The organism is Pantoea sp. JZ29 (assembly GCF_035190385.1).
Taxonomy (GTDB): domain Bacteria; phylum Pseudomonadota; class Gammaproteobacteria; order Enterobacterales; family Enterobacteriaceae; genus Pantoea; species Pantoea stewartii.
Genome location: NZ_CP045241.1, coordinates 2,291,244 through 2,305,756, shown reverse-complemented (window position 1 = coordinate 2,305,756; position 14,513 = coordinate 2,291,244). Strand labels below are relative to the sequence as shown.

The 14,513-nt window shown below is 54.3% G+C and carries 13 protein-coding genes; 9 read left to right on the top strand and 4 right to left on the bottom strand.

What is annotated here, in order from left to right:
- The first annotated feature begins 92 nt into the window (after positions 1 to 92).
- The 4 genes from GC090_RS10700 to GC090_RS10685 all read left to right on the top strand — a co-directional run bounded on the left by GC090_RS10700 (position 93) and on the right by GC090_RS10685 (position 5,349).
- Entirely contained in the window at positions 93 to 287 is a 195-nt protein-coding gene (locus GC090_RS10700) for a con-10 family general stress protein (protein WP_033741481.1), read from the top strand.
- 697 nt (positions 288 to 984) lie between these two features.
- On the top strand, positions 985 to 1,119 hold the full coding sequence (locus GC090_RS10695; protein WP_324019703.1) for a hypothetical protein: 135 nt from the start codon (positions 985 to 987) through the stop codon (positions 1,117 to 1,119).
- Positions 1,120 to 1,404: 285 nt separating this feature from the next.
- Positions 1,405 to 3,069 carry a methyl-accepting chemotaxis protein gene (locus GC090_RS10690; protein ID WP_282498773.1) on the top strand — a complete coding sequence of 555 codons (1,665 nt, stop codon included), beginning with the start codon at positions 1,405 to 1,407 and terminating at the stop codon, positions 3,067 to 3,069.
- A gap of 222 nt (positions 3,070 to 3,291) precedes the next feature.
- Positions 3,292 to 5,349, top strand: a complete 2,058-nt coding sequence (locus tag GC090_RS10685) for a putative bifunctional diguanylate cyclase/phosphodiesterase (RefSeq protein ID WP_033741412.1) — start codon at positions 3,292 to 3,294, stop codon at positions 5,347 to 5,349.
- 97 nt (positions 5,350 to 5,446) lie between these two features.
- Here the strand turns inward: GC090_RS10685 and GC090_RS10680 are convergent, their stop codons facing one another.
- Complete coding sequence (locus GC090_RS10680) at positions 5,447 to 6,010, bottom strand: DUF4142 domain-containing protein (protein ID WP_033741414.1); 564 nt, start codon at positions 6,008 to 6,010, stop codon at positions 5,447 to 5,449.
- A gap of 767 nt (positions 6,011 to 6,777) precedes the next feature.
- Between GC090_RS10680 and GC090_RS10675 the strand changes: the two genes are divergently transcribed.
- Entirely contained in the window at positions 6,778 to 7,413 is a 636-nt protein-coding gene (locus tag GC090_RS10675) for a DUF2268 domain-containing putative Zn-dependent protease (RefSeq protein ID WP_324019702.1), read from the top strand.
- Positions 7,414 to 7,679: 266 nt separating this feature from the next.
- Complete coding sequence (locus tag GC090_RS10670) at positions 7,680 to 7,919, top strand: XRE family transcriptional regulator (protein ID WP_033741417.1); 240 nt, start codon at positions 7,680 to 7,682, stop codon at positions 7,917 to 7,919.
- 274 nt (positions 7,920 to 8,193) lie between these two features.
- On the opposite strand, the gene GC090_RS10665 is transcribed toward GC090_RS10670, so the two are convergent.
- Positions 8,194 to 8,535: a hypothetical protein gene (locus tag GC090_RS10665; RefSeq protein ID WP_235318765.1), complete on the bottom strand. Its 342-nt coding sequence runs from the start codon at positions 8,533 to 8,535 to the stop codon at positions 8,194 to 8,196.
- Positions 8,528 to 10,072, bottom strand: a complete 1,545-nt coding sequence (locus tag GC090_RS10660) for a methyl-accepting chemotaxis protein (protein WP_058701927.1) — start codon at positions 10,070 to 10,072, stop codon at positions 8,528 to 8,530. The genes GC090_RS10665 and GC090_RS10660 overlap by 8 nt, the downstream gene beginning before the upstream one ends.
- An 825-nt stretch (positions 10,073 to 10,897) precedes the next feature.
- Between GC090_RS10660 and GC090_RS10655 the strand changes: the two genes are divergently transcribed.
- From GC090_RS10655 to GC090_RS10645, 3 genes are all read left to right on the top strand, one after another.
- Complete coding sequence (locus GC090_RS10655; protein ID WP_324019701.1) at positions 10,898 to 11,794, top strand: alpha/beta fold hydrolase; 897 nt, start codon at positions 10,898 to 10,900, stop codon at positions 11,792 to 11,794.
- Between the two features lie 445 nt (positions 11,795 to 12,239).
- Positions 12,240 to 12,530 carry a glutathione S-transferase N-terminal domain-containing protein gene (locus GC090_RS10650; RefSeq protein WP_324019700.1) on the top strand — a complete coding sequence of 97 codons (291 nt, stop codon included), beginning with the start codon at positions 12,240 to 12,242 and terminating at the stop codon, positions 12,528 to 12,530.
- On the top strand, positions 12,530 to 12,868 hold the full coding sequence (locus GC090_RS10645; RefSeq protein ID WP_324019699.1) for a glutathione S-transferase family protein: 339 nt from the start codon (positions 12,530 to 12,532) through the stop codon (positions 12,866 to 12,868). The genes GC090_RS10650 and GC090_RS10645 overlap by 1 nt, the downstream gene beginning before the upstream one ends.
- 52 nt (positions 12,869 to 12,920) lie before the next feature.
- On the opposite strand, the gene GC090_RS10640 is transcribed toward GC090_RS10645, so the two are convergent.
- Entirely contained in the window at positions 12,921 to 14,510 is a 1,590-nt protein-coding gene (locus tag GC090_RS10640) for a rhamnogalacturonan lyase B N-terminal domain-containing protein (RefSeq protein ID WP_324019698.1), read from the bottom strand.
- Positions 14,511 to 14,513 lie beyond the last annotated feature (3 nt).

Here is a 14,513-nt window from a genome sequence, read left to right as displayed (position 1 = left end):
GACGTAAATCTATGTTTATTCCTGTTTTTATTCAAAATTACAGCCATGCTTATATCCTCATCAACATTTTACACAATCAAAAGGTAACAGATATGAGCAACAGACGTGGTGGCGCGGGAAATTTCGCGGAAAATCCCCAGCGCGCGGCGGAAGCCGGAAGGAAAGGCGGAGCCGCCAGTAGCGGTAATTTTAAAAATAACCCGGAAAGAGCGGTTGAGGCCGGACGAAAAGGGGGTAAGGCAAGCCGCCGGGGCAGCGCACAGGAAACCGCTTCCCGGCCTGGTTGAGGGGCCGCCTTTGCGACTTGCGGGCTTGCGGCTTTCCCCGCCTGTTTTAAAGAGGACCTTAGCAGTACTGGATTAACAAGACGAAAGGGCTGTAAATCAGTGGCCCGGTAAGCCTGCCGGGCCGTCTCGTTAACAAGTTTTATACGCTGTTGGCCCTGTTCTTCAGGGCGGGCTCATGATTTTCAGTGAGGATACGCGAAAAACGCCTGAACGGCTCATCACCCCTGATGATGTTGATTCTTCTCTGTTTTATCGGGATAAAAAAAACCGCCCGTAGGCGGTTAAGTCATCTTCCATGCAACAAGATCTTTCCTTAGAGGGATAGCCTCAATCAGCCTGGTCCTGCAGGCACCTCCCTGCAAGCGTAAACGGCAAAAAACTTCCGCATTGATATTTCATCCCGCCCCCCGGTCATCACGCTTTTGTTATCCGTCAGCGTCCGAATGGTCCGGCTTTACGTCATGGTCAGAACTCTGCGCCTGACGGAGGCTGGCGCGAACGGCCGCTTTTTGCGCGTAGCGGAACCGTTACGCGCTCGGCCTGGCTGTGTTTCTCTCCATCGCCGTACATTAAGAGCGAATTAAGATGCGTGTAATAACGCTTTAAAATAATTGATGTATGTCACAGTTAAAGAAAGTAACTACAGTGACGATAACTTTAAAACGGGATAAACGCGCTTTTACCAGAAGGATTTAACATGACCGTTAGCCACATAACCAGGCTGTCATGGGTTACCCAGACTAACCTCACGCTTTCACCGTCTTCACTGCGCAGGGCGATTGTGCGCCTGTCTTCTGTGCTGGCGCAGGCCATGCTGTCACAACTGCGTTAATCAATGCGGAGGGACAGCCTGCGATGCCGTCTGATGCCGTTCCTCACGTACTTACGTCATGAGGAGGCCACAAACACGTATTTCTCTGTGCGGCCAGTCCCGTTAAACAGGGTGTTAAAACGGCACCTGATTATAAATTGCGCGCAGCTTGTTCCCGAACAGTTTAATCATCCTGATCGCTGTTTGCTGAAAGAGAGCGGTAAAACGCGCGCGGGATTAGGCTCGTCAGGTCTGAACCCTGGCTCTGAATAATTTTAATTTTCATATTTTAACCGAGGAAAGGTAATGAACAACATACGCATCGGCATTCGACTGGGTGCCGCTTTTGGCTTTATTCTGCTTCTTCTTATCGGTATTGCGCTGGCCGGTTTAATTCGTATCGACTCCCTAGGCGACACCGTGGATAAACTGGCTGGCGATCGTTTTGATAAGGCGACCGCTGCCAGTAACCTGCGCTTTTACGTTACGGATATGAGTCGTATGGTCCGCAGTATCGCACTGGTCGATGACCCGGCTCAAAAAGAAAGACTGAAACAAAACTATGAGCAGTCCCGCGCCCGGCTTGAAACGGCTTTTAATAAAGTCGATCAGATACTTCATGCGCCCAGAAGCCGTGAGCTCATCGCCGTGATGAAACGGGCCGGTACGCAGTATCTTGCCTACTCTGAACAGGCGGTAAAACTGGGCATGGAAGGTAAGCGGGATGAGGTAACGCGGCTGCTCACCGGACCCGCTTATGAGGCGCAGGACGAATACACAAAGGCTATCACAGACCTTGCGACCTTTCAGGGCCAGCAGATGAAGACCGCCGGTGCCAAAGCAGCGGCAGAACAGCGCAGCGCTCAGGTTGTTCTTGTCTCCCTCAGCGTGGCGGCTATTGTGCTGGCAGCAACCCTGGCCTGGTTTATTACCCGCAGCATTGTCAGGCCCGTAAACATCGCGCTGCAGGCCGCAGAGCGCATTGCTGACGGCGACCTGACCGCAGAAGTGCCGGTCAAAGGACGTGACGAAACCGGAAAACTCCTTATAGCGATTCGTGGGATGCAGCATTCACTGGTACAAACCGTCAGCGCTGTCCGGGCGAACGCGGAGAGTGTTGCCGCCGCGAGCCTGCAGATAGCTCAGGGAAACACCGATCTGTCACAGCGCACTGAAGAACAGGCCAGCGCGCTGGAACAGACCGCCGCCACAATGGGTGAACTGGGCGTCACGGTCAGGAATAACGCAGACAATGCCAGCCAGGCCGCGATGCTGGCGGTAACGGTGCGTGACGTTGCCCGCCAGGGTAATGACATCACCACAGATATCACCGGTACCATGAAGGGAATTGGTGAGAGCTCAGGACGCATTGCGGATATCACGTCAGTGATTGACAGCATTGCTTTCCAGACCAATATTCTGGCGCTTAATGCTGCTGTCGAAGCCGCGCGGGCAGGCGAGCAAGGGCGTGGCTTTGCCGTGGTGGCTGGTGAGGTCCGTTCGCTGGCGCAACGCAGTGCAACAGCGGCAGGGGAGATTCGTCAGCTCATCGAAGCCAACGCACAGCGCGTCAGCGAAGGGACTTCACTGGTGGCGCGTTCTGCTGACACCATGTCTGCCGTGGTTTCGTCAGTCGGTCAACTGACTGACAGGGTGGAGGAAATCACCGCCGCCACCGCAGAACAGGCTCGCGGAATTGAACAGGTCAGCATTGCCGTGACGGAAATTGATGATGTGACGCAGCAGAATGCTTCCCTGGTGGAAGAGTCCGCTTCGGCGGCAGCAAGTCTGCGCGAACAGGCCGATATATTGCTGCAGTCCGTCTCTGTTTTTACGCTGTCAGAATCGTTATCGCCCGTCGCTCAAACCGCACTGGTTGAAGCGCCGGTCACGGTTTCCGCCTCAACGACAATGCCTCACTCCAGCCGACCAGCCGGGAAAGATGCGGAAGAAAACTGGACAACATTCTGAAACCGCCCCCGGATTTGAGGGGGCTGATTTGAGCCAGAAGCGGATAACGTTGTGACCGTCTTGCATGCATTATTTTGAGACAGGTAGAAATACCTGTCGCTCTTTTTTCTCTGACTAAATTTTTACAAAATTGTGTCACTGTTTTAGGCCACCGGCGCCGATACTCATCTGTAAAGCAGGATCATCTCCGAACAGGTCGGTGAACTTTTCAAGGACAGCCGCATGAAATCCGTAACCAATGACCAACTGGGGGCCGCCGTGGCCAGAACGTCTCTTTGCGCAATATACCTGCTGTCTTCAACCGGAGAAGTCATGAGCTGGAATCTGGGGTGCCGCGAGATTAAGGGCTGGGACAGCCGTGATATCAGAGGGCAACATATTTCGGTTTTTTACGATGAAGATGAACAGGCCAGGAACATCCCTGAGGCAAACCTGAGAGAGGCCCGCGAGCATGGCAAGTTTACAGGCGAAGGCTGGCGGCTGCGGAAAAACGGCAGCGCATTTCGTGCATCCGTAGAAATTGAATTCCTTAATCCCTCCGATCAGGAACATGCGGCATTTATTAAAATCGTGCGCGACGTCACGCATGATTATCAGGAAAGGGCGGCATTACGCATCGCTCAACAGGTTATCCTGAAAAGAGAAACGGAGTTGTCAGACACCAATAAGGTGCTTGACGCGGTTTTCTGTCACACGCCCTGTGCGCTTATCCTGTGTGACGCAAAATCCGGCGACATTATACGCGCCAACCCGACTGCCAGAAATTTGCCCTGTTTGCAGGAACTGGTGCTGAGCGGTAACACGCAAACCTCGCTTCACGCGGATTTGCCAGACGATCTGGCGGGTGTGTTCAGGCAAGCCTTTACGCTTCTTCCTGATGAAGGTTTCAGTGAAACGGTCTCGTCGACGGCGACAGAGCCGGCCTTTTCACTCCGCATCACGGCTGAAAGGCTTAATTCGGGCGGGGGAGAAGACTATCTCCTGTATACCATCCTGGACGTCACCGCGGAGTTTCAGGCTGCGGCAAGGGCGAATCACCTCGCCCTTCATGACCCACTGACAGGGCTCCTTAACCGGCGGGGCCTGATGCCCGAACTGGAGACGCTTCTTAGCGGTGACAGCCCCTTTGCCGTCATGGTGTCCGACATCGATCGTTTCAAAAGTATCAATGACGTGCTGGGACATCCTACCGGAGATGCACTGCTTATTGAGGTTTCCGCGCGGCTGCAATCCGTCCTGCGCCCTGAAGATATACTGGCCCGTACAGGCGGCGACGAGTTTGTTGCCGTCCTGCCAGGTATCAGCTCAGCCTCTGAAGCCAGCGAAACGGCATCACGCCTTACGGCCGTATTGCAGGAGCCGTTCATGCTGAAGGGCAGGAAAGTTACGTCGGGTTGCAGCTTCGGCGTCTGCCTCTTTCCCGGCTATGCACGGGATGCTGAAAGTATGTTATCGGCGGCGGATATTGCCCTGTATGCGGCCAAGTCAGCCGGACGTAACGGCTGGGTCATCTTTACCGATGAGCTTGCCCGCTCTGCGGCAGAGCGCTTCAGCCTGGAAAACGACCTGCGTGGGGCACTGGAAAACGGTGAGCTACAGCTATTTTATCAGCCTGTTGTCTGCAGCGTCAGTGAAGAGATTGTGGCTTATGAAGCCCTGCTGCGCTGGCATCATCCTGTGAGAGGAAGTGTGCCGCCAGATATTTTCATTCCTCTTGCTGAAAAAACCGGACTTATCCATGATATCGGTGCCTTCGCGCTTGCGCGCGCCTGTACGGATATGGCGGGCTGGTCAGGACAGGAGCGGATAGCCGTAAACATTTCCCCCCGACAGTTCAGGGACCCGCAACTGTCTGACAGGGTGAAAAACGTTCTCATCCATAGTGGGCTACATCCCAACAGGCTCGAACTGGAAATTACCGAATCGGCCTTGTTCGACAACCCGGATTTCAGTTACGAAGTGATACGGAAGTTTCGGGAGACAGGCATTAATGTCGTTCTGGATGATTTTGGCACGGGGTTTTCTTCACTGAGCCACCTCAGTTCCGGGCTTTTCAGCAGAATAAAGATAGACAGGTCATTCATCAGCGATCTGCACCAGGATGCCGGCGCGGCAGCCATCGTCAGTGCTGTTCTTTCACTGTGCCGTCAACTGAACGTAGAAGTCACTGCAGAGGGCGTGGAAACGTTGGCTCAGGCGGCCTGGCTCAGGACATATGAATGTCCTTTAATGCAAGGGTATCTTTTTGGCAGGCCGGGACCGTACTGGATTCAGACGTAAACGCGTTACCGTCCTGAAAAGCTGAATAAGAGGTTGCCCGGGCGGCATGACAAAAGTTCACCGGACAACCTGTTTAGTTAATTGCTGGCACAGAGCCTTACATTGACGCGTCCTGGGCGGACTTCAGGTGCTGCTCAACAACCGGAGTATGGGCGTCTGCCAGCGCCTTCACATCGGGATCTTTTATCTTTTTCGCGTCACTTTCCAGCGTCGACAACACCATCTTGTGGTCTTTGACGCCGGCATTTTCCATATACATCTTGTCAAAAGCCTTACCGCTCTGTTTTTCCAGTTTAGTGGCCATGGCTTTATGTTTAGCATCAGGCGCGGTCGGCAGCGTAACCCCTTTTTGCTGGGCGACGGTCTGCACTTTGGTCAAGGCACTGGTGTGATCATCGATCATTTTCTGCGCGAAGGCTTTGGTTTCGCTGCTTTCAGCCTTACTCAGCGCGATTTTAGCGGCAGCGATTTCATTGATATTTGCCTGCGCCATGTCTTTGATTGCTTTTTCGTCACCGGAACTAAGCTTTGTCCCTGTTTGTCCAGCTGTGGTGCTCTGCGCCGCGCTCGTTGGCGTCTGCGCCTGCACGCTCACGCTGCTGAACATCGCGACGGCAGCTGAAACGGCCAGCAGGCCAGTTAACATCTTACTCTTTTTCATTTCGTTCTCCTGAAGCTTACAGGGAGGCTGACGACAGGGGATTTTCTGTGTACAGCCATGTAGGGAGATAACAAGTGCACTGGTCAGTATAGTGGAGTTTCGGATTTATCCAGCAATTTTTTTTATGTTTTAGGCGGTTGCAGAGAAGCGGAGCTGATATCTTTTTTCTTTTTGTTGTGTATTTAAGCCAAGCGAGACGTTGGATTAAGCCCCCTTTGTACAGCATGGTGACATCCTGGTGACCTGGAAGGTGAAGTGGTTAATATAAATTTAATTAAAGTTTTTTTAGCTGGGAAACGCCCCGGTGATGTTTTCTCGCCGGCTGCATTTTTGCCATAAAGCGTTAAACGCGGCAGCGCGGTAAGCGGGACGTGATGCTGATTGTGTGCTGCCCGTTCTTAACGGGAAACGGAAAACCCCCAGGAGTCAGCCTGTTTTCGCGTTGACCCCGTAAAGGGAAGAGGCGATAAAGTCAGCACCTTTCCACGGTAAAGACACAGGCTGCTGTCCTCCAGACTCAGGGTGCATGTAAAGCCGGTCAGCAGCTTATCAACGTCAAAAACACGTTCCCGCATGGGGAGAATAGAATCAAATCCCGCCTCTGGTTGTGACCGTAAACCCGGTGTGAGCGGGGCCCATTAAGCCAGCGGCAGGCACACAAATGAAAATCCACCCTGTGCGCGATGCAGGCGCGGGGCGACAGTTTTTTCAGCACAATAAGATCTGACAGAAGAGTGTCATTTCCTGACGGGCTGGGGGGTAAGACGATGTCTTATATGATGCTGCACTTTCTGGATGCGCAAAAGACACTCACCGCACACAGTGACTGGATTAAGGACTGCCTGACGGCGACGCACAGACGTGCGGATAGCCTTATGTCTCTCCCGGCGCTGGATGTGGTGGTTAAAACGGGAAACAGAGTTGTTCCGGAAAAAGGGCATAGCGGATTTTGCCCCGAACCCGGGATCGTGTATGTGACGGTTGATCCTGACAATCCTGCATTCTGCCAAAATGCGGCACAATCGCTTGAACGGATGTTCGCGCATGAACTTCATCATGCCGCGCGGTGGGCAGGTCCCGGCTATGGCACCACCTTGGGCGAAGCGTGTGTTTCTGAAGGGCTGGCCGGGCATTTCGTGCTTGAGCTTTTTGGCGGAGAACCTGAACGGTGGGAATGCATCAACGCCGAACTGATTCACGCTTATCTGCCACAACTGCATCAGGACTGGCTGTGCACCGATTACGATCACAGCAAGTGGTTTTATGGCGCCGGCGATATGCCGCGCTGGCTGGGCTATACCCTGGGTTTTAATCTGGTGGCCAGCTATCTTGCTGCCAGGCCGGAACGTCGGGCTTCGCAGCTGGCCCATACAGAAGCCGATTCGTTCAGCGTCTTTATTTAGCATAACGCCGACATATGTATTGGTCTGTGTTCTGCCGCTGAGGGGGCGGGGCAACAATGAGCCCGTCTTTATAAAGCACACGCCTTTATCCGGCTAAATCCTGCCGCTTTTTATCAGGCGGTGTGAAGCCTGCGGAGCAGGGGAATCTGCCCGTTTACGCGCCCTCGTTTAGCGTTTCGCTTATCCCAATAAGATATTGCATGTGTATTGAACAGGGCTGATGAGTGTTTTATGCTCGGGGGAAACCATGGAAGAAGTGAGGCTTTATGGACGAGCATTCAGTCGGACGCTTTCTGGCGTCGTTGTTAGCCGAATACAATATGAGCGTAGAGCAGCTCTGCCGCCGTTCCGGGCTGCAGATGCATGAGGCCCGGTTCCTCCTGCGCGGCACGCTGACTGTTACGCCAGCCGTGGCTGAAAAACTCGGTCGGGCGTTTTATTCCCCTGGCTTCTGGCTGGTTCGTCAGGCGATGTCTGAGCTTAATAAACTCAGTCGGGAGACTTAAAAAACAGGGCAGCATAGCCCCAAAAGCCGGGCTGGCTCGTCTGCATCACAATGCCTGCCTGGCGGAAGAGGGTCAGCATATGGCGTGAAGGAATATTCAGTTAACAAGCTCTTCGCCCGACCAACACGAAAGTGCCGTTGAAAAGGGGATTCACAGCCGAAATCAGCACCTGATTCAGGCAAAAAAAGCCCGCCTTAAAAACGCGGCGGGCCATGCCCTGTTGCATGCAGGTTGAAGGCAATCGCGCGGCACCCCTGAGTGTCCGCGCCATCGTTTATCCCTGTCGGTCTTTCCCGTCTTTCGCCTGCTGTGCGGCGCAGGCCATGAAATTTTCAATGATTTCTACGGCATAACTGATCGCCATCAGATCTGCCGTCAGCCGCACATCCGTGCGCAGCAACGTTTCGGTGACGCCGGGCCGACTCAGCAGGGGCTTTATGTCCTGAACCCGACGTATCAGATGCGCCCAGTTATTGGCAAAGGTGTCCATACTGGCGTAGCCACCGTGCCTGAGCTGAATAAAAATGACATCAATATCGGCCTTCAGCGCACTTATCTTCGCGATGTTAAGCGGATCGTTCTCTGGCGCATCAGGCTGCGGATGGGGCTCAGACACGGAACGCCTCCACCATGCCGCGCAGGGCATGCGCCTGTTCAGAAAGCGAACGCGAGGCCGTAGAAGACTCTTCAACCAGCGCGGCGTTGCTCTGCGTCACACCGTCCATCTGACTCACCGCCACGCTGATCTGCGAAATACCCTGCATCTGCTCTGAAGAGGCCAGAGAGATGTTATCCATCGCCTCCGCGAGTTCGCCGACCATTCCCACAATTTTCAAAATGCTTTGTCCGGTGGAAGAGGCCACGTTCACGCCGCTTTCTACCTGTGTTACGGCCTGTTCAATCAGGATTTTAATATCCCGCGCGGCCGTGGCGCTGCGCTGCGCCAGCGTGCGTACTTCGCCTGCGACTACCGCGAAACCGCGCCCTTCCTCACCCGCGCGAGCCGCTTCTACTGCGGCATTGAGGGCCAGGATATTAGTTTGAAAGGCGATGCTCTCGATCACAGAGGTAATATCACGCACTTTGGTGGCGCTGACCGAAATGTCATGCATGGTATGTGTCATGCGTTGCATATCAGATTCCCCCTCGCGCGCCAGTTGCGCCGTCCCCCGTGCCGCGTCGGCTGTCTGCTGCGCACCCGCCGAGTTGCTCTTCACCGTTGCGGTGAGTTGCTCCATGCTGGCGGCGGTTTCCTGCAGGGCGGCGGCCTGTTGCTCGGTGCGGGATGAGAGTTCGGTGTTACCCTGGTCAATCTCATCAGCCGCCAGAGAAACGGAAGCCGAGGCATCCTTGATCTGCGAGACCAGCCCGCGCAGGTTCGCCTGCATACTGTCGAGCGAGGCCAGCAGGCTGGTGGTATCATTACGACGAAGCACGACAGGCGAGGTCAGGTCGCCAGCCGCAATGGTCGCAGCCAGTGCCTGGGCCTGGGCGGGCTCACCGCCCAGTTGACGCATGAGGATGCGGATCACCACGACGCAGGCACCCACGCCCACCAGCACCGAAGCCCCGGCGAGCAGCAAAAGAAAAAGGGTATCACGGGCGGTAGCCGCGCTGTTTTGCTGCACCTCGGCCAGACTGGTTTTCTGCTGAATGTTAGTGACGACCAGCAGATCTTTCAGCATCTTATCCTGGACAGGTTGTACCTCTTTTGTCAGGCACTCGAAAAATTCTTTATCACGGTTGGCCAGCCCAAGCTGACTGGCTTTGGCGAAGATGCTGAAGAACTCGCTCTCGGTGTCGGTCAGTCTTTTAAAGGCCGCGCGACCCGGCGGAAGCGAGTCAATCTGCAACAGATCGCCCAGTGCCTGACGATTGGCAATGAAGTCAGCTTTATTTTTTTCCATCTGCGCAGCGACGGGTTTCATAGCAACCGGATCGCTAAGCAGGCCAAGCGTTCTGACATCAATAGCCATCTCCCTTAACTCCCCCAGCATATCCTGCGCAAGCTGATATTTTTTCATCTTGATATTCACGACGATATCCATGCTTGCCCGGGCTTTATGAAGGGCATTGAGCGCCGTGCCTGTGCAGATAATAAACAGAAGGATAAGCAGACCGAAACCTGCAGTCAGACGGGTTGAAATTTTCATTTTGTTCTCGTTATAAAAGTGAATTTTGCTGTGTATCTTTCCCCGGCAACATTTAATGATGCCTGTCAAAGCGATTAAATTATAATTCGCCTTGACAATTTCGTATGTTTCCTGGTTATACCGTTCCTAAACAGACCTCAGATAAGGGGGCAGAATAACGGGATGGCCTTGGAACGACGGAATGCGCCATCCTGACATCCCTGTTACGGCTCGTATTCAGCCCGCCTCGCGTTGTCGCCAGGTACCTCAGCTAGCGTGTTATGAAGTGAAGCATTGAGCTTGACATGATAACCGCTGCAGATTTATATAGGAAATGATCATTTCCTAACTCTAGGCCCTGACAGAAGCGGGCGAACAGGACGGCTCTGTGGCGGCAACGGCGAATGAAACCGCTGCGGCAGAGAGCTTTCTGGCGCTTCACCAGGGAATGCGAGGAGTAGGTAAAGCATCGATTCTTACGCACGATACCGATCTATCGGCCGGACGCTGAAAATACTGGCGTACATCCAACGCTCGCGACGAGGTGTTCTTCCGACTGGAAGCCGGCTTCGATCCCGTACTCTGCGGACCTGACAGCGTACTGCCGAGCCGTTTCCCGACGTTGAGTCCGTTGCTGACCGGGTTAATGAACGTGTTCAGGTCACACGAAATGAACAGGCCGCTCAGGAAGCTGTGTGCGAAAACGGGGCGGTTATCACGATTGTGCGGGCGACTGCCGGTCGGGTTGGTTCACCAGAAAATGGCACAAGTCCGTCCGTCGGGTTTGTTTTCATTCACGCACCTGTCGGTTGCCGACGAGTGATCGTATGACAAGAGGAACAGGTTATGTCTGCTTCTGTGATCCCTGATGCGCCCGACGGTTTTCGTCACTGCTTTGCACGTGTGGAAGGGTTGCGTTTTCATTATGTCACCGGTGGCCGACCGGATGGCTTTCCGCTGGTATTGCTGGCCGGTTTCCCTGAAAGCTGGTTTGCCTGGCGAAAGGTTATGCCCGGTCTGATGGCGCACTTTCGCATTGTGGCCGTCGACTTACCCGGCCAGGGCGATACCGATAAACCGCTTGCGGGCTACGATACTCAAACGGTTGCCAGCCGACTGCACGCCTTCGTCGCATCGTTAGCATTAGGCCGGTATTTTCTGGCTGGACACGACGTCGGTGCCTGGGTCGCCTTTACTTATGCGATGCTTTACGGCGAGGAGATCCGGGCGCTGACCCTGATGGACGCCGGTATTCCAGGTATATCGCTGCCGGATACGTTGCCCACAGATTCCCGTCAATCCTGGAAGACCTGGCACTTCGCCTTCAATGCCGTCGCGGATCTTCCCGAAGCCTTACTGACGGGGCGTGAGCGCATTTATCTGGAATGGTTCTTTCGGGAGAAATCGGCTGACCACCGTTGTTACGGCGAGACGGAAATTAACGAATATGAACGCCTGCTCAAAGCCCCTGGTGGATTGCGCGCAGGACTGGCGTTTTACCGCGCCCTGTCACAGTCAGCAGCACAGAATGCTGCGCTTGCACAGCAAACACGCCTGACGATGCCGGTACTGGGGCTGTCAGCCGATCAGGGTTCTATTGCGGATATGGCCGCCACCCTGAAAGCGTATGGGGACGATATTCACAGCCAGCGGCTGGCGGATTGCGGCCATTTTCAGCCGGAAGAGCAACCTGAAGCGACGGCCAGGGCACTGATTCAGTTTTTTGGACATTATGCCCATTAACGCCGACTCCTGCATACAACGTCCTGGCGCAAGCTGAAGGGGATTTCTGTCACGGAAGTCCCTGAACCTGTCTGTAACGATGAGCGGGGAATTCGCTGTCACTTTCTTTTTATTAAGGAAGTGACAGATAACGCCACGAGAAGAGTGATAAATATGACCGTGTTTCGTCATCAATGGCGTATATGAAGACGCTGAGCAACATCAAAACACGCGCTGTTATTTCAAAAAGAAACCTGTTTAAGACATGATGTAATTCTTTTCGCGTCGATAACATGCCTGATTTTGTCCGATGCTTATTACGCGATTACTCAATACCGCCTTTATTCTCATCTGTAGCAGGGAGTCATGCTACTTCTGGTACCACCCTGATGAACGTCATCACTGCTGGTAATATGTATGCAGGCTCGCCTCAGGGCGCGGGATTAACGCATACAGGGTATCTTATATGTACACACTCTATGGAAGCGCACGTTCGGGCGCCGCCGCGATTGAGATGGCGCTCAGTTTGGCCGGGGCGGAATACACAACGGTTGAGGCGAGTTCATGGCACAAAGACAGTGGGTTTGAAACCTTAAAGCGGTTGAATCCGCTGGTCCAGATCCCCACGCTCATCCTGCCTGACGGGGCCGTGCTGACTGAAAGCGCAGCCATCATGATTTATCTGGTATGGCCTGTCCTGATGCCGGCATCCTTTCAACTGACGCTGACGTTCGTGCTCAGCAATTACGAGGGCTAGTGTATATAAGTGCAAACTGTTATGCCGCCATCGGCATCATTGATTACCCGGAAAGATGGCTGGACACAGGCTCGCCGGATCAGCGTAAGCAGCTGGCCGAGGGGGCGGTCAACAAACTCTATAAGCAGTGGGACATGTTCAGCGATCTCTTTTTTGACACGCGCGCATGGCAGCCTGCTAACCCCGGCGCGCTCGAAATGCTGGCCTGTGTGGTGAGCCGCTGGAGCAATGCGCGTGCGCATCTCAGCCGCACCAGACCCGCTTTCTGTGCTTCGCTGGAGGAGGCAGAAACGCATCCTGTCATCAAGGCTGTTGTGCGCCGTCACTGGGGAACCTGACCGCGATGGAGACAGCGTTTTCTCCGCCTTTTCAGGTCTGATAACGCGCCGCTCATCGTACTAACTGAATACTGTCATAGACGAAGCCTGGGCTCAGAAATCCTGTGCCTTTTTGCCCCGAGGCCACATTAATATCCAGTGTGTTAATTCCTGCCTGCAGGGCGGAAGCCGGCAGGACAAAAGTAAAAAGCGCATTATTGCCCCGGAAAGTGCCGCGGGTGATCCCCCGACTCGCAGGCTGGTCAGAAGCCGGCGGAATCGGCGCGGTCCAGCGCTGATTGACGCTGACCTGAGGGCGTCCTCCAGACTGCGCCAGAGTAATAAAAATTCGTAAAGTTAAATCATGTACATCGTGACGAGACAGCATGAAACGGATGCGGGTTGGCGAGTTAATATCCCGCCACTGCGCGGCAGGAAAGTCGCTTTCTGATGCGGTTCCCACAAGGTAATCAGCGGCTGTCCAGGGCGACATACGCCGATCGGACGGGTGAGCGGACATCAGCAAACGGGCGTTACGAAACCCCGACGGAGTGCCATCCGGTGAACCCGTCTGCCAAATAACCTGACCCGGTAAGGTCTGGGCGGCTAACGCAATCTGAGTTTGTCTGCCGGCCTGGATATCTGCTGTACGTTGCGCGACTTCCCGTTCCTTATCGTACAGCGTTATCTGATAGTGCCCCTGACGCACGCCCGTCAGTGTAAAACGCCCCTGGCTGTCCACGCGCGTCCAGTATTCGGCGCTGGCGTTTCGCAGGCCGACAACGGCGTCAGGACGATCGCTCATTCCTGTCACCACACCTGACAGCGTGCCGCGTTCAGTCTGATCGACAAACCCTTTCAGCCCCAGTGACGTATGAATAAATCCCACATCGATTAACGTGGCGGAGGGCTTCTCTCCGGTCGTAAACAACAGCCCATAGATACCATGCAACCCCGGTCGAAAGGGTTCTGTCTGGGTATGACTGGAATACATATAGTTGTACAGCTCGTGTGTCATCTGCGTTTTTTGCGTCGCGATGTCCTTAAAGAACGGGCCACCTGAACTGAGCTCATGATTGCCCGTCAGCATAAAGACCGCTACGCCCGGACCGTGGACGCCGTGCAGATCGTCATCAATCATGGGACGGGCAGAGTAAAACTTGGAACTGGTCCGTCCGTCAGGCAACAAAAAGACGTCGTTGCCTTCAATCGCTTTTCCGACGTTTGAATCGTTGCCCCAGTCGGCCTTTGGGAATTTTTTGACATCCAGACGCGTCACGAAACGCAGTTCCCCGACCGGCAGAAGCGCGGGCGCGTAGGTCGCCATATACAGGGCATTACGGCCTTTTTTGGCGAGGTAGTAGTGGATAAGTTCACCCGCCTGCGCACTGATGACAATGACATCGCCTGCCGTTTTCACTGCAACCTGCGCGTGCCCCAGTCCGGAGGCGACTTGTGAGGCCTTGTGCTCTGGTGATGCCAGCTCACTGCCATGAAACCGCATTGATGTCAGATCACCGTTGCGGTCATCGATGCTAAACACCAGATCGGCACCGGTATCCACCACCAGAGTGTTGCCGGAGTGTGTCACGCCGAAGGCACTGGCAACGCCCAGCCTGCTGAACAGACAGAAGACAAAAATGCGCAACAATAAACGTGCCATCGG